The following is a 23,914-nucleotide window of genomic DNA, read 5'->3' on the forward strand; positions in this document are numbered from 1 at the left end:
GGCTTTTCATATCCGACATTCGACGCCATTGTGCGACGAATTTTTTTCTCGTTCCCTGGCTGTCACAAATGCACGCCGGGCAGGTTTGGAGGTAAGACAATGAGTTTGCGCATCAACGATATCGCGCCGGATTTTACGGCAGAGACGACGCAGGGCGAGATTCAGTTCCATGATTGGATCGGTAATGGCTGGGCAGTGCTCTTCTCGCATCCGAAGAACTTCACGCCGGTCTGCACGACGGAACTCGGTGCGATGGCCGGCCTCGAAGGCGAATTCCGCAAGCGTGGCGTCAAGATCATCGGCATCTCCGTCGATCCTGTGGAGAGCCATGGTCGCTGGAAGAACGATATCAAGACGGCAACCGGTTTCGATGTCGACTACCCGCTGATCGGCGACAAGGAGCTGAAGGTCGCCAAGCTCTATGACATGCTGCCGGCAGGCGCCGGTGAAAGCTCGGAAGGCCGCACGCCCGCCGACAACGCCACGGTTCGCTCCGTCTTCGTCATCGGCCCCGACAAGAAGATCAAGCTGATCCTCACCTATCCGATGACGACAGGCCGCAACTTCGGCGAAATCCTGCGTGCGATCGACTCGATCCAGCTGACATCCAAGCATCAGGTCGCGACGCCGGCAAACTGGCAGCAGGGCGAAGACGTCATCATTACCGCCGCGGTCTCCAACGAAGATGCCATTACCCGCTTCGGCTCGTTCGACACGGTATTGCCCTATCTGCGCAAGACTCGGCAGCCATCGGCCTGATCGGCGTGGTGATTAAGAGTCTTAGCTGACACGATGCGGCCCTGACGGCCGCGTCGCTTTTACAGGTGAACGTTTTCGCGCAAAAAATCCAGCAAGGCGCGCACGCGCGCTGGCAGCGGCCCCCCCTGGCCGATATAGACGGCGTGGAATTCTTCGCTGTCGCCTGGATTGATCTCTTCCAGCACAGGCTGCAGCCGCCCGGCTGCGATATCCGATTTGACGGTGAAGGCGGCAAGCCGCGCCAGGCCGGCACCGGCAAGCGCAAGATGCCGCATGGCTTCGCCGTCGCCCACTTGCAGGCTGCGTGCGGCGGGGATCGTCGCAACCTCGCCATTATCTAGCAAAGGCCAGCCTTCGATCGCCCGGGAATAGGTAAAGCTGATGCGGCAATGTTTTGCCAATTCGGCGGCGGAGTGAGGCGTTCCGTGTGTGCGTAGATAGTCCGGCGAGGCGACAATGATAATTCGCGTCGCTCCAAGCTTGCGAGCCGTGAGGCTTGAGCTCTTCAGCGGCCCAGCGCGGATGGCAACATCGGCACGCTCCTCCATCAGGTCGACGATACGATCGGTATGGAAGATCTCAAGCGAGACATTCGGGTGCAACGCCATGAAGCTTGGAACGAGCGGAGCCAGCACATGATTGCCGAAGGAGCCGCTGGTGTTGATGCGGATATGGCCGGCCACCTGCTCTCCCGCCGATGCATGGCGTTCGGCTTCGGCAATATCGGCAAGAATGGCGACGCTGCGCTCGAAGAAGGCGCATCCCTCTGGGGTGAGCTGCAATCGCCGCGTTGAGCGGTGGATAAGCCGCGCGCCGAGGCGCTTTTCAAGTCTCGTGACGAGTTTGCTGACGGCTGAAGGCGTCATCCGGCAGGCTATGGCTGCAGCGGTGAAGCCGCCGAGTTCCACGGCGCGCACGAAGACTTCCATTTCACCGGAACGGTTGATCTCTTGGCGGCTCATGATGAATTGAAGTCATAAATGAGTTTCTCTCCGGCAATCTATATCATCTCTATCGCCGCGTCTATCTATCTGAAGAACCAACAGGAGACAGACAATGGAATATAGAAATCTCGGTGCCTCGGGCTTACGCGTTCCGGTTCTCAGTTTCGGTGCAGGCACCTTTGCCGGCAGCGGGCCTCTCTTCAGCGCCTGGGGCTCGACGGATGCGGCGGAAGCGCGGCGCTTGGTCGACATCTGCCTGGAGGCGGGCGTCAATCTCTTCGACACGGCTGATGTCTATTCGGCAGGCGCATCGGAGCAGGTGCTTGGTCAGGCGATCCGTGGCAGGCGCGATGCCGTGCTGATCTCGACAAAGACAGCTTTGCCGATGGGCGATGGCCCGGCCGATTGGGGCAGCTCGCGTTCGCGCCTGATCAGATCGGTCGACGCCGTCTTGCAGCGGCTCGGGACCGATTACATCGACCTCTTGCAACTGCATGCTTTCGACGCTTCGACGCCGATCGAAGAAGTGCTTTCCACTCTCGATAACCTCGTGAAGGCGGGAAAGATCCGTTACATCGGTGCCTCAAATTTCGCCGGCTGGGAGTTGATGAAATCGCTCGCCGTCTCCGAGAAGCATGCCTACGTCCGTCATGTCGCCCATCAGGTCTATTATTCGCTCGCCGGTCGCGATTACGAATGGGAACTGATGCCGTTGGGCCACGATCAGAATGTCGGTGCCCTCGTCTGGAGCCCGCTGGCATGGGGCAGGCTGACAGGCAAGATCCGCCGCGGTCAGCCATTGCCCGAAAAGAGCCGGCTTCATGAGACGGCGTCATTCGGTCCTCCTGTCGATGACGAGACGCTGTTCGATATCGTCGATGTACTGGATGAGATCGCCGGCGAGACCGGGAAGAGCGTGCCGCAAATCGCCCTCAACTGGCTGCTCAGTCGGCCGACGGTCGCAAGCGTCATCATCGGCGCGCGCAATGAAGAGCAGCTGCGGCAGAATCTCGGCGCGGTCGGCTGGACTCTTTCGAAAGAGCAGATCGAGAGGCTGGATAAGGTTAGTGAGACGACGGCGCCCTATCCCTATTTTCCCTATCGGCGTCAGGAGGGCTTCGCCAGACTCAACCCGCCCCTGGTCTGACACGGCAGGCGATCTTAACGACGGCGGCGAAGCAGGCAAATGCTCCGCCGCCGCATGAAACTTAACGGCCACCCTCGATCTTGCGATGGCGCTGGTTCCGGCCGCTTTCGCCATAAGGATAGGCGGCGGGTTGGGGTGCGCTCACCTCGTTCAGCCGATCCATCTCCGCCTCCGTAAGTTTCAGCTTGGCGGCGCCGAGATTGTCGGCAAGCTGCTCACGCGTGCGGGCGCCGAGGATGACTGAAGTCACCGCCGGTCGTGCTGCCGTCCAGGCAAGCGCCACCTGCGCCATGGTCACATCTCGTGCCCTAGCAATTTCCTCGACGGTGGCAATGATTGCCCAGGTCCGCTCCTGCGCATTGCGCGGCGCAAAGGATTCGCTGCCACGATTGGGGTTTTCGCCAAGTCTTGTGGCGCCGGTCGGCATTTCGTCACGCTTGTATTTGCCGGTCAGCCAGCCGCCGCCGAGCGGCGACCAGGGAAGCAGGCCCATGCCGGCATCGAGGCAGGCATCGACGATCTCAAGCTCTATGTCGCGAACGAGCAGATTATATTGCGGCTGCAGCGTCACTGGCCGCGTATAGCCCTGCGCCTTGGCAATCTCGGCTGCCTTGGCGATATGCCAGCCGACATAGTTGGAAAAGCCGTAATAGCCGATCTTACCGGCGCGCACGGCGTCGTCGAGAAACCGCAACGTCTCCTCGATCGGGGTCAGGGCATCCCAGGCATGCATCTGGTAAAGATCGATATGCTCGACGCCGAGACGTCGCAGCGAATCATCCAGGGCTTGACCCAGATGCCGGCGTGAAAGACCGATATCATTCGGACCATTGCCCATTGGAAAGCGGCCCTTGGTGGCGATCACGGCCTGGCGTGCTTCTGTCGGACGCGCCTTCAGCCAGCGGCCGATGATCTCTTCCGACTTGCCGGCGCTGTAGACATCGGCGGTGTCGATGAAGTTGCCGCCCCATGCGAAGTAATCGTCGAGAAGCCCGTGCGACGCGGCTTCGTCTGCCTCCGCGCCGAAAGTCATGGTGCCAAGGCAATAGGCCGTGACGACGGCCCCGCTTGGGCCGAGCTTGCGATAATCCATTCCTGCCTCCTCTGAACGGAGTGCCGGTGCCCGATCGGCAAAGCTGTCGGGAAAGCCGCAGGCTCCGTGATCCATAGCAATTTGGTGCTTGAGACGGCCTCCACCGTCGATGGGGTTCGACGCTCGGCGTTTGACCGTCTTGGCCGCGAGAGGAGCATAACCAATCATCCCATGATTACCAAGCGCATTCATTGCCTGAGTGGCCCGGCTTGCGTAAAATTCTCCGTGATGATTCTTCTCTCGCCGAATGCTTCCCTTCATGGATGAAACGCCGACAAGCCGCATGCTTTCCTGGGCACGCAACTCCACCATCTATCGTCTCGAGCGCCGGATGATGACGGAGAAGCAGCTGTTCGATGCGATTTCCAAGAAAGCGAAGCAGAAATTCGAGGATATCAGCGGCGCACAGATCAAGGCGCTTGCCGATTTCGCGGTGAAATTTGCCTATGAACTGAAGGTGCTTGATGACGTCGCCTTCGCCGAGATCAGCACACGCTCGGCTGTTCGTTCCGGCAAATCGAAGAAAGCCATTGCCTTCAAGCTCGCGTCCAAGGGCATAGATGGTGAAACGGTCGTTGCGGCGGTGGAAGAGGTCGATGATCTCCATTCCGCCGTCATCTTTGCCAGGAAACGCGGTTTCGGGCCTTTCCGGCGCGGTGATCTCGACGAGAAGCGCAAGGCAAAGGAATTGTCTGCCTTCGCCCGCAACGGTTTCAGCTTCGCGATTGGAAAAAGGGTCTTCGAGATGGAGCGGGAGGATGCCGAGGAAGTGCTTGAGGAGAACTCGGCATTTTGAAGCACGCTATCCCCGTTGAAATAGCCGGGGCCAACGGATAGCGTCGCGGCGCCCGAGGCCGTGAATATGAGGATGTTGGTGACAGTGAATTTTCGATTGCTCGCAGTGGCGATGTGCATCGCTTCCTTGCCGATGACGGCCCGCGCCGAGTGGCAGGCGGTCGAGAAGGTCAAGACCTATGCGATTACCGGAACCTCGGGACGCGAGCTTTACGACTCCATCGGGGAGCGCGGCCCCTTGCTCGGACCCAAGGTGAGGGCGATCGCCCATACGGACTTCAAGCTGACTTGGACGCGGAAATATGAGCCGCAGCCGGATGGTGCCTGCATGATCACGGCCAACGTACCGAAACTGATCATCACCTACACATTGCCGAAACCTTCGGCGCAATTGCCGCCATCGACCCGCAAAAGCTGGCAGAAGTTCATCGCCGGGGTCGAGGCGCATGAGCGTGTGCACGGTGGGTTCATCAAGGATATGGTCAAAGAGATCGAAGCTGTGAGCGTTGGCTTCTCCATCCCGGACGACCCGAAATGCAGCAAAATTCGCGTGGAGCTGACGAAGCGGCTCGGTGAGATTTCCAACAAGGAACGGCGGCGCAATAGTGACTTCGACAAGGTCGAATTCAGCGATGGCGGTAATCTCCAGCAGCTCGTTTTGAAGCTGGTCAAGGAAGAATAGCCTTGAGAAACGCAGCCAGCCGCGCGTGACCGGCTGCGTCTATTTAATCAAGCCTTAGCGGCCCTTCTGTTTCCGCCATTCCGCGAACTTCTGTTTCGGCGCGTCGCTGGTCGCCGGATAGAGGCCGATGATGGTCGCGCCATTCATGACTTCTTCGGTGACGAAATCCTCATAGGCCGTCATTTCCACGGTCTCTGTGGCGATCTCGTCGGCGAGATGCGCCGGGATGACGATGACGCCCTCATTGTCGCCGACGAGAACGTCACCGGGAAACACCGCGACATCGCCACAGCCGATCGGACCGTTGATTTCGATGGCCTGGTGCAGCGTCAGGTTCGTCGGCGCCGATGGGCGGTGATGATAGGAGGGAATATCGAGGGCGGCGATTTCCGGGCTGTCGCGGAAGCCGCCATCGGTGACGACGCCGGCCACGCCACGCACCTGCAGCCGCGAGACAAGAATGGAGCCGGCCGAAGCGGCGCGCGCATCCTTGCGGCTATCCATGACCAGTACGAAACCGGGAGGGCATTGCTCGACGGCGGCGCGTTGCGGATGCTCGGGGTTGCGGAAGACTTCCAACGTGTTCAGGTCCTCGCGCGCCGGAATGTAGCGTAGCGTGAAAGCCTGGCCGACCATGTTTGCCTTCTTCGACGAAAGAGGGCGCACATCCTGAATGAACTGGTTGCGCAAGCCGCGCCGGAAAAGCGCGGTGGCGATCGTCGGTGTTGCGACGCCCATCAGCTTGTCGCGCGTCTCTTTGCTCAGCACATAGTTGCTCATGCGATATATTCCTCGTGATTAGTAGATGTCGGGTTCGCCCGGCGTCGGGCCGAAGCTGTTTTCCAGGAAATCGAAATCGCAGCCGGTATCGGCCTGCGCCACATGGCGCGAGAACATCCAGCCATAGCCGCGGCCGAATTTTTCCGCCGGCTTGACCCATGCGTCGCGGCGCCGCTGCAATTCGTCCTCGTCGACCAGCATGTCGATGCGCCGCGCCTCGAGATCGAGGCGGACGATATCGCCATTGCGCAATAGCGCCAGCGGTCCACCCACATGCGATTCCGGCGAGACGTGCAGAATGCAGGCGCCGTAGCTCGTGCCGCTCATGCGGGCATCGGAGAGGCGCAGCATATCCCTGTGGCCCTTTTTCAGAAGCGCCTTCGGGATCGGCAGCATGCCCCATTCCGGCATGCCTGGGCCACCCTGCGGGCCGGCGCCGCGCAGCACCATGACGTGGTCGGGCGTGATATCGAGATTTTCATCGTCGACCGCCGCCTTCATCTCCGGATAGCTATCGAAGACGAGCGCCGGTCCCTGGTGCTTGTGAAAGCGCGGATCGCAGGCGGCGGGCTTGATGACGGCGCCGGTCGGCGCAAGATTGCCCTTCAGCACCGCAAGCGACCCCTCGTGATAGACCGGATTGTCGAGCGAACGGATCACGTCGTCATTGTAGCATTTCGCACCTTCCAGCGTTTCGCCGAGGGTGATGCCGGATACGGTGAGCGCCGAGAGGTCGAGCTTGGAAGATAGCTTCGCCATCAGCGCCCGCAGGCCGCCGGCATAATAGAAATCCTCCATCAGATAGGCCTTGCCGGTTGGCCTGATATTGGCGAGCACCGGCGTCGTGCGTCCGGCCTTGTCGAGATCGTCGAGCGAGAGATTGGTGCCGGCGCGGCGTGCCATGGCAATCAGATGGACGACGGCATTGGTGGAACAGCCCGTCGCCATCGCCACCGCCACGGCATTGTTGACGGCGGCTTGCGTGACGATTTTAGAGGGAACGAGATCTTCCCACACCATCTCGACGATACGCCGGCCGACGGCCGACGACATGCGGATATGATTGGCGTCCGGCGCGGGAATCGAGCTTGCGCCGGGCAGCGTTAGCCCCAGTGCCTCCGCGATCGCCGTCATCGTGCTTGCCGTACCCATGGTCATGCAATGACCATAGGAACGCGCGATGCCGGCCTCGACATCGACCCATTCCTTCTCGGAGATGGTGCCGGCGCGGCGTTCATCCCAGAATTTCCAGGCATCGGACCCCGAGCCCAGATATTCGCCGCGATAATTGCCGCGCAGCATCGGGCCGGCCGGCAGATAGATCATCGGCAGCCCCATGGAGAGCGCGCCCATGACGAGGCCAGGTGTGGTCTTGTCGCAGCCGCCCATCAACACGGCGCCATCGACCGGATGCGAACGCAAAAGCTCTTCGGCCTCCATCGCGAGCATGTTGCGATAGAGCATGGTCGTCGGCTTCACGTAGCTTTCCGACAGCGACAGCGCCGGCAACTCCAGCGGAAAGCCGCCGGCCTGCAAGATGCCGCGCTTCACGTCCTCGACGCGATGCTTGAAATGTGCGTGGCACGGATTGGCGTCGGACCAGGTGTTGAGGATCGCGATGACGGGCTTATCTGTCCATTCTTCGGGCGCATAGCCCATCTGCATGGTGCGTGAGCGGTGTCCCGAACTTCTGAGGTCATCGGGCGCGAACCATCGGGCACTGCGCAAGTCCTGGGGCTTCTTCCTGCTGTTCATCGTAGTTGCGCCTTGTATTCGAATGTTGGTCGAAGGGATAAAAGCATGCGCCGCATCATTCCTTCATGCCCCATTTTAGCAGGGTGCGGCGTTCGATCGTCTGGAAAACCAGGTTTTCGACAATAAGCCCGATGACGATCACAGTCAGCAGGCCGGCAAAGACCGAGGGGATGTCGAGAAGATTGCGGTTTTCGAAGATGAACCAGCCGAGGCCGCCCTGACCGGAGGAGACGCCGAAGACGAGTTCGGCGGCAATCAGCGTGCGCCAGGAAAAGGCCCAGCCGATTTTCAGGCCGGTCAGGATCGACGGAAAGGCGGCGGGGATCAGAATACGGAAGACATAGGAAAGACCCGTCAGCCCGTAATTGGCGCCGACCATGCGCAAGGTACGCGAGACGCCGAGAAAGCCGGCATGTGTGTTCAGCGCGACTGCCCACAGGACGGAATGTATGAGCACGAAGACGAGACTTGCCGGTCCCAGGCCGAACCAGATGAGGGCGAGCGGCAAGAGCGATATGGCCGGCAGCGGATTGAACATCGCCGTCATGGTCTCGAGGAAATCGGTGCCGATGCGGGTATTGATCGCAACGACCGTCAGGACGGCAGCAAGGACTGTCCCTGAGATGTAACCCGTCACCAGTATCTTCAGCGTGGTCCAGATGCGAGCCGGCAGCACACCGTCGGCGAAGCGATCATAAAGCGCGGTCAGCGTGTCGCTGAGCGTCGGAAACAGCAGCGGATTGTCGAGATGCCGGGCATAGGTCTCCCATATGACGGCGAGGATAACGATCAGCAATGATTTGCGAAAAAGGCCCGACTGCCAGAGGAGCTCCATCGCGCCGAGCTTCTGCTCGACGGCTGCGATGTGGCCGGCGGCTTCCGTTGTCTGTGGAGCAAGGATGATCTGTGGCGCGCTCATGGTTACTCCCTGTGTCCCTGCTCGGCAAACAACATGTGATGGATCTCCTGTTCCAATTTGGCGGCGGCTGTGGGGTCGTCGCGGACGGCCTCCACATCGCGTACCTCGGCCTTGACCCGACCGGGATGCGGCGACAGCAGCAGGATGCGATTGGAGATCTTGATCGCCTCGGCGATCGAGTGCGTCACGAAGATGACGGTGAAGCGGGTGTCTTCCCAGAGCTGCAGGAGTTCGTCCTGCATCTGCCGGCGGGTGAGGGCATCGAGCGCTGCGAAGGGCTCGTCCATCAGCAGAATATCAGGCTGCATCGCCATGCCGCGGGCAATCGCGACACGCTGCTTCATGCCGCCGGACAGCATGTGCGGATAGGTATCGACCGCGCGGGTGAGCTTGACCTTGTCGATGTAATCGCGGGCGATCGCCTCCGCTTCGGCGCGGGGCAGGCGGCGGGCCGTCGTCAGCGGAAACATGACGTTTTCCAGCACTGTCTTCCAGGGCAGCAACTGGTCGAATTCCTGAAAGACCATCATGCGGTCGGCGCCGGGTTTCCTGACCGGTTGCCCCTTGATTTCGATGCGGCCCGTCGTCGGTGTCATATAGCCGCCGATAGCCTTCAGCAGCGTCGATTTTCCGCAGCCTGAGGGGCCGAGGAGGACGAAGCGATCGGACTGGGCAACGGAGAAGCTGACATTTTCCGTCGCGGTGATCAGCAGGTTCGGCGTCTTGTAGCGAAGCGTTACCCTGTCGACATTCAAGAGCGGTTTTGCGGTCATTGTTTCCGTCATCGGCATGTCAGTACACGTTTTTGCCTGAAGCATGGACCTTCTCCGTGAGGTGGCTTGAAGGCGGCATTCGCGCCGCCCGCAGGCCTCAGTTGCCATTGAGATCGGCGGCTTCCGGCAGGTAATAGTCGGTCCAGGCCTTGGGCATGGTCTTCAGCGTACCGATCTTGTGGAGGTGCGCCGCGAACTTCATGGTTCCCTGTGGATCCATGCGGAACTCCATCATGTGCGGCTCGTTCAGGATCGCCAAAAGATCCTCGACGCTGGTCTTGTCGCCGCTGACGGTCTTGTAGGCTTCCACGGCCGATTTCGGATCCTTCTTGATGAAGTCGATTGCTTCAGCCGTCGCCTCGCGCACGGCCTTGATGATCGTCGGGTTGGCGCTTGCGAACTGCGTCGTGGTGAAGAAGGTGCCTTGCGTCAGCTCACCGCCGATGATGTCGCGAGAATCGATGACTTTGTGAACGCCCGGCTGCTTCAGCTCCAAATATTGGAAGGGCGGGGCGGAGAAGTGGTTTTTGACTTCATGGGTCTGGTTGGCGAGCGCTGCCATCGCATCGGGGTGACCGAGCTGCACCGTATTGGCGTCGAACTTATGCACCTGGTCGTCGCCATACATTTGCGCGGCAGCCATCTGCAGCAGGATTGCCTGCGTGGAGACGCCGACCGTCGGCACGGCGATCTTGTCGCTTGGCTGAATATCCTTCAACGATTGGATGCGCGGGTCGCGCGAGACCATGATGACCGGCTGGGCCGAATTGGTGACGATGCCCTTGACCTTGCCTCTGGTGCGGTCCCAAAGCAGCAGCAGATTGCCCGTGCCGGTATTGACGATGTCGACATTGCCGGACAGCAGCGCGTCGGTCTGCGCGCCGCCACCGCTGAAGGTCCGCCATTCCACTTTGACGCCCTGAAGGCCATCGGCGGCGGCATGTTTCTCGATCAGCTTCTGCGTCTCCATCACATGGCTGGCGAGATAAAGAATGCCCGGCTGACGCGTTATCGAAATATCGGTCTTTTCGGCCGCACCGGCCGAAAAGGTGCCTGCGACCACCATGCCGACCGCGGTCAGACAGCGAAGAAATCCTCTCATTTGCTCCTCCCGATTGGTCCAACTTTGAAAAACGAAGTTGGCTTGGATCGACTAAAGCACTAATGTATCAGTGCATCAAGTCCCGAATTATGTTTAATGGGCAGACGTTCCTGATCAGAAAGGCCGCCAGTGAAGCTCAATCCGAAAGAATTCGCACTTGATCGCTCCCGCCAGGTGGGGCCTCAGATCCTGGAGATCCTGCGATCGCGCATTCTTTCTATGAGCCTGCCGCCAACGACGGTCTTGTCGCGCATCTCGCTGCAAAGCGAATTCAATGTCAGCCAGACTCCCGTGCGCGACGCCCTGATCCGGCTTGAGGAGGAGGGGCTGGTGGAGGTCTATCCGCAATATGCGACCGTCGTGGCGAGAATCGACATCCGCAACGCGACCGAGGCGCATTTTCTGCGATTGTCGATCGAACTGGAGGCGGTTCGCAGGCTGGCCGTAGAATCACCTGCAGAAACCGCAGCAATCCTCGAAGGCATCCTGGCTCGCCAGAAGCATGTGGTGTCACAGGAAACCTATGATCTCTTCGATATGCTCGACAAGGATTTCCATCGCGTTCTCTATGAACGGGCCGGCATTCTCGGCCTATGGTCGACGGTCCGGCGCCAGAGCGTGCATCTTGACCGGCTGCGTATGCTCAACCTGCCGATGCCCGGCAAGTTGGAACAGATCATCATCGATCATCAGGCGGTCGTCGATGCTGTCCGCTCGGCCGATGCGGAGGCCGCCGTCGCTGCTTTGCGCCGGCATTTGTCAGGCACCTTGTCGATCGTCGATCTCATTTGCGAACAGTATCCAGACTATGTGAGCCGCTAGCTTACTGGCTTTCGCACCGACGTGAGATGTGTGGAGCGCGCCAGCACCCGCATTGGCTTGTGCCTCGCTTCATGCGACAAAGTCCCGGGGAAACAATTCATGGAGTTCGCTTGACCATCGGGCTTGCGCATGCGGAGCTGATCGCGGTTCTGACGGCCGTTACGGGTAGTGATCCCCGGGTGATGACGGTACGGTCGGGCGATGCCTTGCCTTCCGGCCCGTTTGAGCTCGGACATCGCACGCTACAAAGCGGATTGCGCGAATGGGTCCAGGAGCAGACGGCCCATCCCGTCGGCTATCTGGAGCAGCTTTATACCTTTGCCGATCGGGACCGGAACAACGAAATTCTTGGCGGCCGCACGATTTCGATCAGCTATCTCGGGCTCGTGCGCGAACAGGCTGCCCCCGGCGGCGGGGTGCCGGGCTGGCACGGCTGGTACGAGTATCTTCCCTGGGAGGATCATCGAGATGGCCGGCCGCCGATCCTCGACGATATCGCCGCTCGGCTTGAATCCTGGGTCGAGGAGGACGCGATGCGCAGCAGCCAGCGCCGCCGGCGGGCCGACTTCGATTTCGGGCTCAATGGTGCGGCGTGGAACGAGGATCTCGTCCTGCAGCGTTATGAATTGCTCTACGAGGCGCGTCTCGTCGCCGAGGCGGGTTGTGACCTCAAGCACAATTTCGGCCGATCGATGTTTGCCGATCATCGTCGCATCCTTGCGACCGGCATGGCGAGGCTCAGGGCCAAGATCAAGTATCGCCCCGTCGTCTTCGAACTCATGCCCGAAAATTTTACGCTGCTGCAATTGCAGAAAACCGTCGAGGCGTTGGCAGGGCTGACATTGCACAAGCAGAATTTCCGCCGGCTGATCGAGCAGCAGGAACTGGTCGAGGAAACCGGCGGCACTGAAAGCGAGACCGGCGGCCGTCCGGCCAAGCTCTTCCGCTTCCGCCGCGCAGTCCTCGAAGAACGCGAATTCGCCGGAACGAAATTACCACTCTCCCGCAATTGACATATGCTCACAACGAGAATATCTATTTGCTCACGATATACTCAAAATGAGTATAATAAGGAGCCGGCCATGAATCTTCCCGTATCCGCATCCTCTCTTTACGACCGTGTCAGCCGCGTCATCCCGAAAGCCGAATGGCTGACGTTTCAAGATGACGTTGAGGCGATCCTCGACTTGAAGCGGCGGCACAATGCCGTCATTCTCGCGCACAACTATCAGACGCCGGAAATCTTCCATGGCGTTGCCGATATCGTCGGCGACAGCCTCGCGCTCGCCCGCAAGGCCGTGGAGGTCGATGCCGATATCATCGTGCTGGCCGGCGTGCATTTCATGGCCGAGACGGCGAAGCTGTTGAACCCGGAAAAGACGGTGTTGATCCCCGACATGGAAGCCGGATGCTCCCTCGCGGAATCGATCACGCCGGAGGATATCGCTTTGCTACGTCAGGCCCATCCCGGTGTTCCCGTCGTCACCTACGTCAATACGTCGGCAGCCGTGAAGGCTGCCTCCGACATCTGCTGCACGTCGGGCAATGCCCGGCAGGTGGTAGAATCGCTCGGCGTGCCGAAGGTATTGATGCTTCCGGACGAATATCTGGCGCGCAATGTCGCGCGTGAAACCAATGTCGAGCTCATCGCCTGGCATGGGCACTGCGAGGTTCACGAGCTCTTCACGGCAGACGATATCCGCCAGCTTCGCGAGAATTATCCCGGCGTAACTGTGCTGGCCCATCCGGAATGCCCGCCCGATGTCGTCGAGGCAGCGGACTTTGCCGGCTCGACGGCCGTCATGTCCGATTATGTCGGCAAAAGGCATCCATCGCGCGTCGTTCTCCTGACCGAATGTTCGATGAGCGACAATGTCGCCGTGCATCATCCGGATGTCGAATTCATCCGGCCCTGCAATCTCTGCCCGCACATGAAACGCATCACGCTTGGCAATATCCGCAAGGCCCTGGAACAGGGGCAGCATGAGGTGACGGTCGACCCGGCAATTGCCGCAGATGCCCGTCGGGCGGTTGAAAGGATGCTGGCGATATGAGCGAGATTCGTGAAGACTTGAGCGGCCGCATCGTCGTCGTTGGCAGCGGCCTCGCCGGATTGATGACGGCGCTGACGCTGGCGCCTCAGCCGACCGTGATCGTCACCCGTGCTTTGATCGGCGCGGAAACGTCGAGCGCCTGGGCGCAGGGTGGCATCGCTGCCGGTATAGGCGAGGGCGACAGTGCGGCCCTGCATCTTGCCGATACGCTTGCGGCTGGCGATGGACTTTGCGATGCAAAGGTCGCGGCAAGGATCGTCGCCGAAGCGCCCGCGGCCATCGCGGCGCTGGAGCGCTTCGGTGTTGAGTTCGACCGCAACGATGCCGGCGAATTGTCCCTCGGCCTTGAAGCTGCCCATTCGCTTCGGCGCATCGTACATTCCAAGGGTGATGGTTCGGGGGCTGCCATCGTCCGCGCGCTTGCCGAGGCGGTCGTCCGCACGCCGTCGATCACGGTGCTCGAGGGCTATCAGGTGCAGAGGCTGCTGCTGGATGGGGATCGCGTCGCCGGCCTTTTGTGCTTGACTGACAAGGGCAATGTCGTCTTGCCGTCCTCCCGTGTCGTCCTTGCCACGGGCGGCATCGGCGGCCTCTTCGATGCCACCACCAATCCAGTCGGCAATTTCGGGCAGGGGATTGCGCTTGCAGCACGGGCAGGGGCGCGGCTTGCCGATATGGAGTTCGTGCAATTCCATCCAACGGCGCTCGATAGCCGCAGGCGTCCGCTGGCGCTTGTCAGCGAGGCGGTTCGCGGCGAGGGCGCGCTCCTCATCAATGAAAGCGGCGAGCGCTTCATGGCCGATGTCGAAGGCGCCGAGCTTGCGCCGCGCGATGTGGTCGCCCGTGCCATCAGCGCGGAAATCGCGCGCGGCGGACGGGTTTTTCTCGATGCGCGAGCTGCGCTCGGCAATCGCTTTGGCAGCCGCTTTCCGGTGATTGAAGCCCTTTGCAACGAGGCAGGCGTCGATCCAGCGAGCGATCTCATCCCGGTGCGTCCGGCCGTTCACTACCACATGGGCGGCGTTGCGACCGACGAGAGCGGCCGCAGTTCGGTTCCCGGCCTATGGGTGGTGGGCGAGGCGGCTTCCACCGGCCTGCACGGCGCCAACCGTCTCGCCAGCAATTCTCTGCTTGAGGCTGCGGTTATGGGCATGCGGGCAGCGCGCGATATCGCCGGCACGGATGGAGGTGCCACAAGGTTGCCGAAGCATCTTCCCGAGACATTCGCGCCAGACCTGACGCTTGTCCGGCCGATCGTGTCGCGCCATCTCGGTGTGCTGCGTAACGCAGGCGCCATCCATGGCTCGATCGCTGCTCTTCTGCCGCTTTGCGAGAGTGAAGGTCCAGCGACAGATCCCGCGGTGGTGGCTTTGCTGATCGCCGTCTTTGCAAGCCTCAGGACGGAGTCGCGCGGCGCCCATGCCCGCACGGATTTTCCGCTGAAACTGCAACATGCGCAGCGCCGCATGATGAACCTTTCCGACGCCTTGGATATTGCCAGGTCCGTCACCCCCTATTCGCTCGCAAGGAGTGCCTGACATGACGCTTGCTCCCCTCCAGCGCCTGACCGTCGAGCCACTGGTGCGCAATGCGTTGGTCGAAGATCTCGGCCTCGCCGGCGACATCACATCTACGGCCGTCATCCCGGCGGAACATCGGTCCCGCGTTGCTATGGTCACCCGCCAGCCGGGCGTGGTCGCCGGTCTCGATGCCTCCGAACTTGCCTTCGAGCTGGTCGATCCCACTATCGTCATGACCCGGCACGTGCCCGATGGTGCGAAGGTTGATGTCGGCGAGGTCATCGCGACGATCGAAGGGCCATCCCGCGGCCTGCTGACGGCGGAACGCACCGCGCTTAATTTCCTCGGCCATCTCTCCGGTATTGCCTCTGTGACCGGCAGCCTCGTCGAGGCGATCGCCGGTACGAAGGCCTCGATCGTCTGCACCCGCAAGACGACACCGGGACTCAGGGCGCTTGAGAAATATGCAGTTCGCGCCGGCGGCGGCATGAACCATCGCTTCGCGCTCTATGACGCGGTGTTGATCAAGGACAATCACGTCGCGATTGCCGGAGGCATCACTGAAGCCATTCGCCGAGCCAAGGCGGGCGTCGGTCATATGGTCAAGATCGAGGTCGAGGTGGATACGCTGGAGCAGCTTCGCGAAGCGATGCAGGAAGGCGTCGATGCCGTGCTGCTCGACAACATGACGCCGGATCAACTGCGCGAGGCGGTCCATATTGTCGGCGGCCGGGCGATCACCGAAGCATCCGGCCGCATCACGCCGGCGACGGCCGCCGCAATCGCCGCTACCGGCGTCGATCTCATCTCCGTCGGCTGGCTGACGCATAGCGCGCCGACGCTCGATATCGGGCTGGACTGGAAGGCTGCGGCCTAGAGCCGCCGATCGCCGGTCAAACGACGACCGGCACCTGCGCGCCGTCCATGCTGATCACGACGCCGGTGACGTAGCCGGCCTTGGCCGAACTCAGGAAAGCAACGACATTGGCGATGTCGCCCGGATCGGCCATACGGCCGATCGGGATGCGCTTCAGGGCATCGGCTAGCGCTTCCTTCTCGGTCGAGCCGGAAGCCTTCGCGGCCGCCTTCAGGCCCTCGGCGACGCGGTTCGTCTCAGTGAGGCCGGGATTGAGGCCGACGACACGCACACCTTTGCCGGCATAGGCGTTGGCAAGGCCAACGCTTGCGAGCATCAGGGCGGCATTGGCCGATCCACCGGCCAGGTGGACGGGCGAGGCGATCTTGCCGCCATTACCGATGATATTGATGACGGCACCTGAGCCGCGCGCGCCCATGTGTTTGATGACGGGATCGATCACGTTGATGTAGGAAAAATACTTCGCATCCATCGCAGCCCGCCAGATGGCAGGCGTCAGCTCATCCGCCGGCGTGCGGGCCGCGGCACCTGCGCTGTTGACGAGGATATCGATCGGGCCGACATCGGACTCGACCTTGTTCACCACGGCAAGTGCCTGCTCGTCGGAGATCAGGTCAGCGGCGTAGCCGCGCGCACCAGGAAGACGCGAAAGTGCAGTATCGATATTCGACTGTGAGCGCGAGCAGATCGCAACGCGCGCGCCTTCCTGCAGGAAGAGTTCAGCGCAGGCAAAACCGATGCCCTTCGAGCCGCCCGTGATCAGAACGACTTTATCCTTGAGGCCGAGGTCCATGGAATATCTCCGGAATGATTTGCTTGGATCACCAAGCTACGTCCCGAAATCACCACCGTACAGGGTCGCGGTCGTCACAGCTTGGTTACCCGATCGCGATCTTATGAAAGACGCTTGGCCTTCAGCACGGAAACGGCCGTCTCGCTATTATGGACATAGTCGTTGGCATCGGGCTGACGCTGCACCAGGAGAATGAACAGCAGATCGGTCAGCATCAGCTGCGCGTCACGGGCGGTGATCGCCGACGAGCGGACGCGATCCTCATCGCCGACGGTATGAAGGCAGATATCGGCGACGCGCGCGAGCGGATTGTCCTGCAGCCCGGTGACGGCAATGACGGTTGCCTGGCGCTGGCTTGCCAATTCCGCAATCCGCAGCGTCTCGATGCTGGCGCCGGAATAGGAAAGCGCAAAGAGCAGGTCGTCCGGCCCGAGCGTCGACGCGTTTGCCATCTGCACGTGGCTGTCGCTGTCATGCAGCACATTGCGACCGAGCTTCATCAGCTTGTAGGAAAAGTCGCGCGCCACTAGCGAAGAGGCGCCGACACCTGCCAGATGGATACGCCGGGCATCATGAAGCGCCTCGAGCGCCTTTTCGATATCGGCTTCGTTGTTGACCGAGATGGTCTGCTGCATGGCCTGCATCTTGCTGCCGAGCAGCTTCTGCAGGATCGTGAGATAGCCGTCGTCCACCTCGATCGTGCCGTGGATCATGCCGGCCGGCGCCTGCCATTCCTGCGCCTTGGCCTCGCTGACGGCCAGCTTCAGCTCTTGATAGCCAGCATAGCCAAGCTTCTGGCTGAATTTCACGACGCTCGACTGGCTGCGACCCGTTTCGACAGCAAGCGCGGCGGAAGAAAGGCGCAGCATCTGGTCGGGATTGTCGATGATGAACTGTCCGATCTGGCGATCGGCAGGGGCCATGGTTTCGAGCTGCGCGCTGATTTTCCTTAAGATCGACATTTGTCCCTTCTAACCATCCAGGCCGCTTTACCCATCGACACGAGCGAACCAAAAATAGCATCCGGTTCAAGCTCGGCAATCTCGCTTCGTGCGATCGGACATTATCACAGCAGCTTGGAATAAAAAATTCCAAATCTGGTTGACACTCTGGAATGGCCGATTAGTCTTTGGAGGAAACGCGTGAAGGACTCGTGGCGTCCTCACCTTTTCCTCGACGGATTTTCATCATGGACAGACTTCGCATCTCCGGCGGCAAAAGGTTGCAGGGCGCGGTGACCATCGCTGGCGCCAAGAACGCCGCCTTGCCGCAGATCGCAGCGGCGCTCTTGAGCCCGCATCCGCTGGAGCTCACGAACCTGCCGGCCGTCAGCGACGTCGAAAACATGCTCGGCGTTATTGCGCTGCACGGCGCCAAGATCGCACGCTGGCCGCATGGCACGACGATCGATGCGAGCGAGATCGTCTCGAAAGAGACGTCCTACGATACGGTCAGGCGCATGCGGGCGACCGTGCTGGTGCTGGCGCCGCTGCTCGCCCGCTTCGGCCATGCGCGTGTTTCCCTTCCTGGCGGCTGTGCCATCGGCGCCCGGCCCGTTGATATGCACATCAAGGCCCTGGCGACTCTGGGCGCCGATATCGCGATCGAAAGCGGTCTGATCGTCGCTTCAGCCTCGAAGGGGCTGAAGGGGGCGCGGATCGTGCTGAGCTCGCCATCCGTCGGTGCGACGGAAACGGCTGTCATGGCTGCCTGCGCGGCCAAGGGCGAAACCGAGATCCTGAATGCGGCACGCGAGCCGGAAGTGGCTGATCTGGCAGCCTGCCTTTGCGCCATGGGGGCGCGGATCGAAGGAGCCGGCACACATCGTATTCTCATCGACGGCGACACCAGCTGGCGCCCTGCCAAGCATCACGGTATTCCCGACCGCATAGAGGCGGGCACTTATGCCGTGGCGGCAGCGATCACCGGCGGGCAGCTCGAGCTCATTCATGCCAGGCTGGAAAATCTGGCCTCCGTCGTCCAGGCTTTGGAAGCCATGGGTGTGAGCGTCTGGCCGAGCGATCGCGGACTGGTCGTCTCCAGGGACGGCCCACTTAGGGGAGCCGATATCACCACCGAACCCTATCCCGGCTTCCCGACGGATCTGCAGGCACAGTTCATGGCTCTGACCTGCTGTGCGGAAGGCGCGTCGCTGATCCGTGAGACGGTATTCGAAAACCGTTTCATGCATGTACCGGAGCTGACGCGGCTTGGTGCAAACATCACCCTGCAGGGCACGACGGCACTGGTGCGCGGTGGTGCGCCGCTCAAGGGCGCGCAGGTGATGGCGACAGATCTCCGAGCCTCCGTGTCGCTGGTTCTCGCCGCCCTCGTGTCTAAGGGCGAAACTATCGTCAACCGCGTCTATCATCTCGACCGCGGCTACGAGCAACTGGATCGCAAGTTGCGCCTATGCGGCGCTGATATCGAACGGCTGACGTCATGACGGCCGCATCGGAAAACGCTCCCTATTTCCTCGGCATTGACGGCGGTGGCACCGGCTGCCGGGCTCGTATCGAGGATGCTGAAGGTACTGTTTTGGGGCATGGATTGTCCGGCCCGGCAACGACCAGGCTCGGGATAGCCGAAGCATGGGCGTCGATTTCGCGTGCCTTTGACGCAGCAATCGAGGAAGCGGGTTTGGCCGGCTCCGATCTTGGGCGCATCCATGTCGGCGTCGGGCTGGCGGGGATCGGCCGCAAGGGCGCGCTTGATGCGTTGAAGGCGATAAAACACCCATTTGCCAGTATCAATTTCATCAGCGACGGGGAGGGCGCCTGCCTCGGCGCGCATTCCGGTCGCGATGGTGCGATCGTCATCGCGGGGACGGGTTCGATCGGTCTCGGTCTCGTCGAAGGACGGCAATTGCGGGTCGGCGGCTACGGTTTTCCGATTTCGGATGAAGGCAGTGGCGCCTATCTCGGGCTGAAGGCAGTTCAGCTTGGGCTGCGTGCCCATGACGGTCGAGAACAGAAGACCGCATTGCTGGCCGAAATCATGCAGCGCTTCCAGAATGATCCGATGGAGGCGGTCGCCTGGATGGACCGGGCTTCGGCCACGGACTATGCCGCTCTTGCACCCATGGTCCTACGCCATGCCGATCAGGGAGATGCTGCCGCACGGCGGATCGTGCAAAGTGCGGCCGGCCATATCGATACGCTGGTGCGCACCTTGTTCGAGAAAGGTGCGCCGCGCGTCTGCCTGCTCGGCGGTCTTGCAAGTCCGCTTGAGCCGTGGCTCTCGCCCGGTGTGCGCCGTCGCTTGAAACCCGTCGACGGTGACGCCGTATCCGGTGCGATCATTCTGGCAAGACGGACTATTTGCGGTTCTCGAACCGAATGACCACGGGATGCAATAAACGTCTTTTCCTTTCCTCTTGATTCCATCAACGGCAACCCCTATTTTGACTACATATGGTCATTTTAGATTGAGGGCTTGATGTCGACAATCAGCGTAGCCGAGGCAAAGGCAGGCTTTGCCAATCTGGTCGATGAAGCCGCCAACGGTGATTTTGTCACCATCACGCGCCACGGGAAGCCCGCTGCCGTGCTTGTGTCCGTCGAAGCAGCTGAGGCCGCAAAGAAGGCTTTGGAGAAACCAAGGCCGAATTTCGGGGATTTCCTGCTCACCTTTCCCGGTGGTGTCGATCCGGATCGAAACTCCTCAAAAATGAGGGACGTTGATCTGTGACGGGGTACCTGCTCGATACGAATATTATCAGCAGGTTTGCGCCGGATAAGGTGTCGCCGTCCGATGCCATCCGGATCTGGTTCCACAGTCAGGGCGAAGCCGATGCGCTCTTTCTATCGGCAATGTCAGTCTCGGAGATCGAAAAGGGAATACGCTCCCTTCATCGTCGTGGCGGGACTGAGCGAGCCAAGCGCCTCTCGGACTGGCTCGATTTCATCACGGACAGTTTTAGTGATCGTATCCTACCGATGGATACGGTGGTCGCGCGGATTGCCGGTGCTCTGGAAGACGACGCCCTGAGCAAGGGCCACAATCCCGGGCTCGGCGACATTATCATTGCAGCGACGGCACGGGCTTATGACCTGACCGTCATCACCGAGAACTTGCGGCATTTCCAGCCGCTCGAAGTATCGGTTGATCTTCCGGCGGTTTTCAGATCGGAATGATCGCTATCTCCATATTGAATAGCAATCAGCACGATGATGCCATCTCTACGATTAAGCTGACCGATCTGGGCCCGCAGCGCTAGCAGGCGTGGTCGGCAAATCACACTTCCTGCCGTGCGCTGCCGTCGCATAATCGCGGTGGTGAAGTTGCGCGGCAGGAGTGGAATATTTTATTCCTTTTTAGATTGACGAAAGGAATAATCAGACATAGTGTTAACCAAGGTAAACAGGGAATGGGCAGGGAGCGAAGCCGAAAAAGGCCGCCTGAGCCTTGGCTGATTTTGATCGGCCGTCTGACTGAAAGCCGATCCTTGCTGCGGGGTGTTCGATATTGAAGTGATCGAACTTACCACTGCGACTTATTCATATCGAAGCGTTATTTCGCGAGCAGGCCCATGACAGAGCAGAAGTTGATATCCGAACTGGAGCAATTGGTTTCCGAGGGGCGCAATCCGAATACGATGCATATCGATCTGCTGCCGACCTTCGATATCCTGCGTGAAATGAACTATGAGGATCAGACGGTGCCGCTCGCCGTCGAGAAGGTGATCCCGGCCATCGCCGCCGCCGTCAATCAGATCGTCGCCGCCTTCCAGAAGGGCGGGCGGCTGATCTATATGGGTGCCGGCACGAGCGGCCGTCTCGGCGTTCTCGACGCATCCGAATGCCCGCCGACTTTCAGTGTGCCGCCGGACATGGTCGTCGGCCTTATTGCCGGCGGTCCGGATGCGCTGCGGCGCTCGATCGAGGGTGCGGAGGACGATCCCACGCAGGGCCGCCAGGCGCTGGAGGGAATCAAGCTGAGCAAGGATGATGTTGTCGTCGGTATCGCGGTCAGCGGCCGCACGCCTTATGTGATCGGTGGCCTGAATTACGCCAAGAGCATCGGTGCCTTTACGGTTGCGCTCTCCTGTAACCCGAACTCAATGATCGCCGGCATTGCCGATCTGGCGATCTCACCTGTTGTCGGTCCGGAAATCCTGACCGGCTCGACTAGGCTGAAGTCGGGTACGGCGCAAAAACTCATTCTCAATATGCTGACGACGGCAAGCATGATCCGCATCGGCAAGAGCTACCAAAACCTGATGGTCGATGTCAGCGCCAGCAACAAGAAGCTCGTGGCGCGCGCCTCGCGCATCGTCATGCAGGCGACCGGTTGTACTCAGCAGGAGGCACGCCGCGTGCTTGATCTCACCGGTAACGACGTCAAGCTTGCCATTCTCATGGAAATTACCGGGATGGGCATTGAAGAAGCCCGCGTGGCATTGCAAAACGCTGATGGATTCCTGCGCAAGGCCATCAACGCCAGAACAGCTTGAGACAATCAATAGGCTAAAATCGGCCGGGGACATTTAAAAAAATTTGGAGGACTGAAAGTGAAAGGGAATTTTGCAAAGACGCTGATTTCGGGAGTAGCGTTGGCCGTGGGGATTGGTCTGGCGACCGTCGCGATTCCGGCGCAGGCAGCGACGCTGCGTATGGCTTGGTCGCAGGACGCGACCGGGCTCGATCCGCATAAGCAGACGGCCTTCTCGTCCATTCGCCTGCTGGAACTGGTCTATGAGCCGCTCGTTCGCCTCGACAGTAATCTGCAGATAGCGCCCGGCGTGGCCGAGAGCTGGCAGTTCTCCTCCGACGGCAAGCAGCTGACCTTTAAGCTCAATGCCAAGGCCAAATTCCAGAACGGCGCAGCTGTCACCTCGGCCGACGTCAAGGCCTCCTTCCAGCGCATTCTCGACCAGGCGACCGGCGCGGTCGCTCGGGCCAACTTCCTGTCGATTGCAAGCATCGACACGCCCGATGCCAATACCGTTGTCTTCAATCTGTCGCAGCCCGACGTTCCCCTTCTGACGGCCATGACGAGCCTCAACGCGGCGATCGTTCCGGCAAGCGAGATCACCGCCGGCACTATCGGCACGAAGGCGATCGGCTCCGGCCCCTTCAAGCTTGACAGCTGGGTTCCGAATTCCAAGGAAGTCTTGAGCGCCAACAAGGATTGGGCCGGTGGCGCCACCGGCGTCGATGGCATCAATATCAGCGTGCTGCCGGACGAAACGGCGATCCTTGCCTCGCTGCGCACGGGCCAGATCGACTTCGCGCTGTTGAACGATCCGCTGGTGGCAACGCTGGTGCCGAAGGAACCGAAGCTGCAGCTCACCCGCACGCCAGTGCTCTCCTACAACGTTCTTCAGCTCAATCCATCGCGTAAGCCCATGGATCAGCTGGCCGTGCGCCAGGCGATTTCCTGTGCTATCGACCGCAAGGACGTGATGGATACGGCCGCCCTCGGCGAAGGCAAGGTGACCGGGCCGCTGACGATGCCGCTCTATGCGACGGATCCCAGCAAACTCTTCTGCTACACGCGCGATGTTGCCAAGGCGAAGAAGCTGATGGCCGATGCCGGCTTTGCCAACGGCTTCTCTGCGACTGTGATTGCCGCAACCGGCGAGCCGCCGACCGCCACGGCCGAAGCGCAGGTCATCCAGTCGCAACTTGCAGAAATCGGCATCAAGCTCGATATCAAGGTGATGGAACTGAACGTCTATGTCGACACCTGGCTCAAGGGCAATTTCGACATGGCCGTTGCGCTGAACGGCGGTAGTGCCGACCCCTATTCGATGTACAACCGTTATTGGACAAAGACCGGCAACCTGCAGAAGGTCGCCAACTATATCGACGACACGCTCGACAGCTTGATGCAGAAGGGCCGCGCGGAGACCGATCCGGGCAAGCGCAAGGAGATCTTCGCCGAATTCGAAAAGCATCTCGCCGAAGTCTCGCCCTGGATCTGGCTCTATACGGCTTATGGCTATACGGCCGAGCAAAAGAACGTCGAAGGTTTCGTCCCTACACCGACCGGCTCGCTGTTCGGCCTCAGCAAGGTTTCGATCAAGTAGCGATGACCGGAACATAGAGCATTTCCCTTCAATCTATGTCATGGAAATGCTCTATCTCTTTGTTTT

At 60.5% G+C, this 23,914-nt stretch carries 24 protein-coding genes; 15 read left to right on the forward strand and 9 right to left on the reverse strand.

Annotated features, from left to right (window positions below; genetic code table 11):
* The first annotated feature begins 99 nt into the window (after window positions 1-99).
* Window positions 100-759 carry a peroxiredoxin gene (locus AC13RM_RS14960; RefSeq protein WP_374819279.1) on the forward strand — a complete coding sequence of 220 codons (660 nt, stop codon included), beginning with the start codon at window positions 100-102 and terminating at the stop codon, window positions 757-759.
* A gap of 59 nt (window positions 760-818) precedes the next feature.
* Here AC13RM_RS14960 and AC13RM_RS14965 read toward each other — a convergent pair whose 3' ends face one another.
* Window positions 819-1,721, reverse strand: a complete 903-nt coding sequence (locus AC13RM_RS14965; protein ID WP_113231018.1) for a LysR family transcriptional regulator — start codon at window positions 1,719-1,721, stop codon at window positions 819-821.
* Between the two features lie 94 nt (window positions 1,722-1,815).
* Here AC13RM_RS14965 and AC13RM_RS14970 point away from each other — a divergent pair, with 94 nt between their 5' ends.
* On the forward strand, window positions 1,816-2,850 hold the full coding sequence (locus AC13RM_RS14970) for an aldo/keto reductase (RefSeq protein WP_113231019.1): 1,035 nt from the start codon (window positions 1,816-1,818) through the stop codon (window positions 2,848-2,850).
* A 61-nt stretch (window positions 2,851-2,911) separates the two neighbouring features.
* On the opposite strand, the gene AC13RM_RS14975 is transcribed toward AC13RM_RS14970, so the two are convergent.
* A complete protein-coding gene (locus AC13RM_RS14975) occupies window positions 2,912-3,943 on the reverse strand; it encodes an aldo/keto reductase (RefSeq protein WP_440479639.1) in 1,032 nt (343 codons plus the stop codon).
* Between the two features lie 259 nt (window positions 3,944-4,202).
* Here AC13RM_RS14975 and recX point away from each other — a divergent pair, with 259 nt between their 5' ends.
* Together recX and AC13RM_RS14985 are read left to right on the forward strand one after the other, a co-directional pair.
* Window positions 4,203-4,739: a recombination regulator RecX gene (gene recX, locus AC13RM_RS14980; protein ID WP_113231264.1), complete on the forward strand. Its 537-nt coding sequence runs from the start codon at window positions 4,203-4,205 to the stop codon at window positions 4,737-4,739.
* A gap of 72 nt (window positions 4,740-4,811) precedes the next feature.
* The gene (locus AC13RM_RS14985; protein ID WP_374819289.1) at window positions 4,812-5,420 is read left to right on the forward strand and encodes a DUF922 domain-containing Zn-dependent protease; all 609 of its coding nucleotides are present in this window, start codon (window positions 4,812-4,814) and stop codon (window positions 5,418-5,420) included.
* Window positions 5,421-5,474: 54 nt separating this feature from the next.
* On the opposite strand, the gene AC13RM_RS14990 is transcribed toward AC13RM_RS14985, so the two are convergent.
* Genes AC13RM_RS14990 through AC13RM_RS15010 form a run of 5 tightly spaced genes read right to left on the reverse strand, consistent with a single transcriptional unit; the run spans window position 5,475 to window position 10,749 of the window.
* Window positions 5,475-6,200, reverse strand: a complete 726-nt coding sequence (locus tag AC13RM_RS14990; RefSeq protein ID WP_440479640.1) for a ribonuclease activity regulator RraA — start codon at window positions 6,198-6,200, stop codon at window positions 5,475-5,477.
* 18 nt (window positions 6,201-6,218) lie between these two features.
* On the reverse strand, window positions 6,219-7,955 hold the full coding sequence (gene araD, locus AC13RM_RS14995) for an L-arabinonate dehydratase (RefSeq protein WP_488555229.1): 1,737 nt from the start codon (window positions 7,953-7,955) through the stop codon (window positions 6,219-6,221).
* 55 nt (window positions 7,956-8,010) lie between these two features.
* Window positions 8,011-8,874, reverse strand: a complete 864-nt coding sequence (locus AC13RM_RS15000) for an ABC transporter permease (protein WP_440479642.1) — start codon at window positions 8,872-8,874, stop codon at window positions 8,011-8,013.
* A gap of 2 nt (window positions 8,875-8,876) precedes the next feature.
* On the reverse strand, window positions 8,877-9,692 hold the full coding sequence (locus tag AC13RM_RS15005; protein ID WP_440479643.1) for an ABC transporter ATP-binding protein: 816 nt from the start codon (window positions 9,690-9,692) through the stop codon (window positions 8,877-8,879).
* A 52-nt stretch (window positions 9,693-9,744) separates the two neighbouring features.
* Complete coding sequence (locus AC13RM_RS15010; RefSeq protein WP_440479644.1) at window positions 9,745-10,749, reverse strand: ABC transporter substrate-binding protein; 1,005 nt, start codon at window positions 10,747-10,749, stop codon at window positions 9,745-9,747.
* A 129-nt stretch (window positions 10,750-10,878) separates the two neighbouring features.
* Here AC13RM_RS15010 and AC13RM_RS15015 point away from each other — a divergent pair, with 129 nt between their 5' ends.
* The 5 genes from AC13RM_RS15015 (at window position 10,879) to nadC (ending at window position 16,022) form a co-directional block, all read left to right on the forward strand.
* Window positions 10,879-11,571 (forward strand): GntR family transcriptional regulator, encoded by a 693-nt coding sequence (locus tag AC13RM_RS15015; RefSeq protein WP_113231027.1) that lies wholly within the window; start codon window positions 10,879-10,881, stop codon window positions 11,569-11,571.
* A 110-nt stretch (window positions 11,572-11,681) separates the two neighbouring features.
* Entirely contained in the window at window positions 11,682-12,584 is a 903-nt protein-coding gene (locus AC13RM_RS15020) for an NUDIX hydrolase (protein ID WP_440479645.1), read from the forward strand.
* Window positions 12,585-12,653: 69 nt separating this feature from the next.
* The gene (nadA, locus tag AC13RM_RS15025; RefSeq protein ID WP_440479646.1) at window positions 12,654-13,625 is read left to right on the forward strand and encodes a quinolinate synthase NadA; all 972 of its coding nucleotides are present in this window, start codon (window positions 12,654-12,656) and stop codon (window positions 13,623-13,625) included.
* Window positions 13,622-15,163, forward strand: a complete 1,542-nt coding sequence (locus tag AC13RM_RS15030) for an L-aspartate oxidase (protein WP_488555230.1) — start codon at window positions 13,622-13,624, stop codon at window positions 15,161-15,163. Before nadA ends, AC13RM_RS15030 begins: the two co-directional genes overlap by 4 nt.
* A gap of 1 nt (window position 15,164) precedes the next feature.
* A complete protein-coding gene (nadC, locus tag AC13RM_RS15035; RefSeq protein WP_095436843.1) occupies window positions 15,165-16,022 on the forward strand; it encodes a carboxylating nicotinate-nucleotide diphosphorylase in 858 nt (285 codons plus the stop codon).
* 16 nt (window positions 16,023-16,038) lie between these two features.
* On the opposite strand, the gene AC13RM_RS15040 is transcribed toward nadC, so the two are convergent.
* Both AC13RM_RS15040 and AC13RM_RS15045 read right to left on the reverse strand, forming a co-directional pair.
* Entirely contained in the window at window positions 16,039-16,815 is a 777-nt protein-coding gene (locus tag AC13RM_RS15040; RefSeq protein ID WP_374819304.1) for an SDR family oxidoreductase, read from the reverse strand.
* A gap of 101 nt (window positions 16,816-16,916) precedes the next feature.
* A complete protein-coding gene (locus AC13RM_RS15045) occupies window positions 16,917-17,777 on the reverse strand; it encodes a MurR/RpiR family transcriptional regulator (protein ID WP_374819306.1) in 861 nt (286 codons plus the stop codon).
* A 227-nt stretch (window positions 17,778-18,004) separates the two neighbouring features.
* On the opposite strand from AC13RM_RS15045, the gene murA reads away from it, so the two are divergent.
* The 6 genes from murA to AC13RM_RS15075 all read left to right on the forward strand — a co-directional run bounded on the left by murA (window position 18,005) and on the right by AC13RM_RS15075 (window position 23,848).
* A complete protein-coding gene (gene murA / locus AC13RM_RS15050; RefSeq protein ID WP_488555231.1) occupies window positions 18,005-19,261 on the forward strand; it encodes a UDP-N-acetylglucosamine 1-carboxyvinyltransferase in 1,257 nt (418 codons plus the stop codon).
* Window positions 19,258-20,157 carry a glucosamine kinase nucleotide-binding domain-containing protein gene (locus tag AC13RM_RS15055; protein ID WP_374819310.1) on the forward strand — a complete coding sequence of 300 codons (900 nt, stop codon included), beginning with the start codon at window positions 19,258-19,260 and terminating at the stop codon, window positions 20,155-20,157. Before murA ends, AC13RM_RS15055 begins: the two co-directional genes overlap by 4 nt.
* A gap of 96 nt (window positions 20,158-20,253) precedes the next feature.
* Window positions 20,254-20,505 (forward strand): type II toxin-antitoxin system Phd/YefM family antitoxin, encoded by a 252-nt coding sequence (locus AC13RM_RS15060; protein ID WP_113231037.1) that lies wholly within the window; start codon window positions 20,254-20,256, stop codon window positions 20,503-20,505.
* Window positions 20,502-20,951 (forward strand): PIN domain-containing protein, encoded by a 450-nt coding sequence (locus AC13RM_RS15065; protein ID WP_488555232.1) that lies wholly within the window; start codon window positions 20,502-20,504, stop codon window positions 20,949-20,951. The genes AC13RM_RS15060 and AC13RM_RS15065 overlap by 4 nt, the downstream gene beginning before the upstream one ends.
* A 395-nt stretch (window positions 20,952-21,346) precedes the next feature.
* Complete coding sequence (murQ, locus tag AC13RM_RS15070) at window positions 21,347-22,270, forward strand: N-acetylmuramic acid 6-phosphate etherase (protein WP_285171911.1); 924 nt, start codon at window positions 21,347-21,349, stop codon at window positions 22,268-22,270.
* Between the two features lie 57 nt (window positions 22,271-22,327).
* Window positions 22,328-23,848 carry an ABC transporter substrate-binding protein gene (locus AC13RM_RS15075; protein WP_374819314.1) on the forward strand — a complete coding sequence of 507 codons (1,521 nt, stop codon included), beginning with the start codon at window positions 22,328-22,330 and terminating at the stop codon, window positions 23,846-23,848.
* The last annotated feature ends 66 nt before the right edge of the window (window positions 23,849-23,914 follow it).

This window comes from Martinezella sp. CNPSo 3732, assembly GCF_057784515.1.

What these genes read in the sequence shown, in the direction of transcription:
- AC13RM_RS15000 (WP_440479642.1), bottom strand. Translation starts at nt 8,874, where the DNA reads ATGAGCGCGCCACAGATCATCCTTGCTCCACAGACAACGGAAGCCGCC.
- nadA (WP_440479646.1), top strand. Translation starts at nt 12,654, where the DNA reads ATGAATCTTCCCGTATCCGCATCCTCTCTTTACGACCGTGTCAGCCGC.
- nadC (WP_095436843.1), top strand. Translation starts at nt 15,165, where the DNA reads ATGACGCTTGCTCCCCTCCAGCGCCTGACCGTCGAGCCACTGGTGCGC.
- AC13RM_RS15010 (WP_440479644.1), bottom strand. Translation starts at nt 10,749, where the DNA reads ATGAGAGGATTTCTTCGCTGTCTGACCGCGGTCGGCATGGTGGTCGCA.
- AC13RM_RS15055 (WP_374819310.1), top strand. Translation starts at nt 19,258, where the DNA reads ATGACGGCCGCATCGGAAAACGCTCCCTATTTCCTCGGCATTGACGGC.
- AC13RM_RS15045 (WP_374819306.1), bottom strand. Translation starts at nt 17,777, where the DNA reads ATGTCGATCTTAAGGAAAATCAGCGCGCAGCTCGAAACCATGGCCCCT.
- AC13RM_RS15060 (WP_113231037.1), top strand. Translation starts at nt 20,254, where the DNA reads ATGTCGACAATCAGCGTAGCCGAGGCAAAGGCAGGCTTTGCCAATCTG.
- AC13RM_RS14990 (WP_440479640.1), bottom strand. Translation starts at nt 6,200, where the DNA reads ATGAGCAACTATGTGCTGAGCAAAGAGACGCGCGACAAGCTGATGGGC.
- araD (WP_488555229.1), bottom strand. Translation starts at nt 7,955, where the DNA reads ATGAACAGCAGGAAGAAGCCCCAGGACTTGCGCAGTGCCCGATGGTTC.
- AC13RM_RS14975 (WP_440479639.1), bottom strand. Translation starts at nt 3,943, where the DNA reads ATGGATTATCGCAAGCTCGGCCCAAGCGGGGCCGTCGTCACGGCCTAT.
- AC13RM_RS15030 (WP_488555230.1), top strand. Translation starts at nt 13,622, where the DNA reads ATGAGCGAGATTCGTGAAGACTTGAGCGGCCGCATCGTCGTCGTTGGC.
- AC13RM_RS14965 (WP_113231018.1), bottom strand. Translation starts at nt 1,721, where the DNA reads ATGAGCCGCCAAGAGATCAACCGTTCCGGTGAAATGGAAGTCTTCGTG.
- AC13RM_RS15040 (WP_374819304.1), bottom strand. Translation starts at nt 16,815, where the DNA reads ATGGACCTCGGCCTCAAGGATAAAGTCGTTCTGATCACGGGCGGCTCG.
- AC13RM_RS14970 (WP_113231019.1), top strand. Translation starts at nt 1,816, where the DNA reads ATGGAATATAGAAATCTCGGTGCCTCGGGCTTACGCGTTCCGGTTCTC.
- murQ (WP_285171911.1), top strand. Translation starts at nt 21,347, where the DNA reads ATGACAGAGCAGAAGTTGATATCCGAACTGGAGCAATTGGTTTCCGAG.
- AC13RM_RS14985 (WP_374819289.1), top strand. Translation starts at nt 4,812, where the DNA reads ATGTTGGTGACAGTGAATTTTCGATTGCTCGCAGTGGCGATGTGCATC.
- murA (WP_488555231.1), top strand. Translation starts at nt 18,005, where the DNA reads ATGGACAGACTTCGCATCTCCGGCGGCAAAAGGTTGCAGGGCGCGGTG.
- recX (WP_113231264.1), top strand. Translation starts at nt 4,203, where the DNA reads ATGGATGAAACGCCGACAAGCCGCATGCTTTCCTGGGCACGCAACTCC.
- AC13RM_RS14960 (WP_374819279.1), top strand. Translation starts at nt 100, where the DNA reads ATGAGTTTGCGCATCAACGATATCGCGCCGGATTTTACGGCAGAGACG.
- AC13RM_RS15005 (WP_440479643.1), bottom strand. Translation starts at nt 9,692, where the DNA reads ATGCTTCAGGCAAAAACGTGTACTGACATGCCGATGACGGAAACAATG.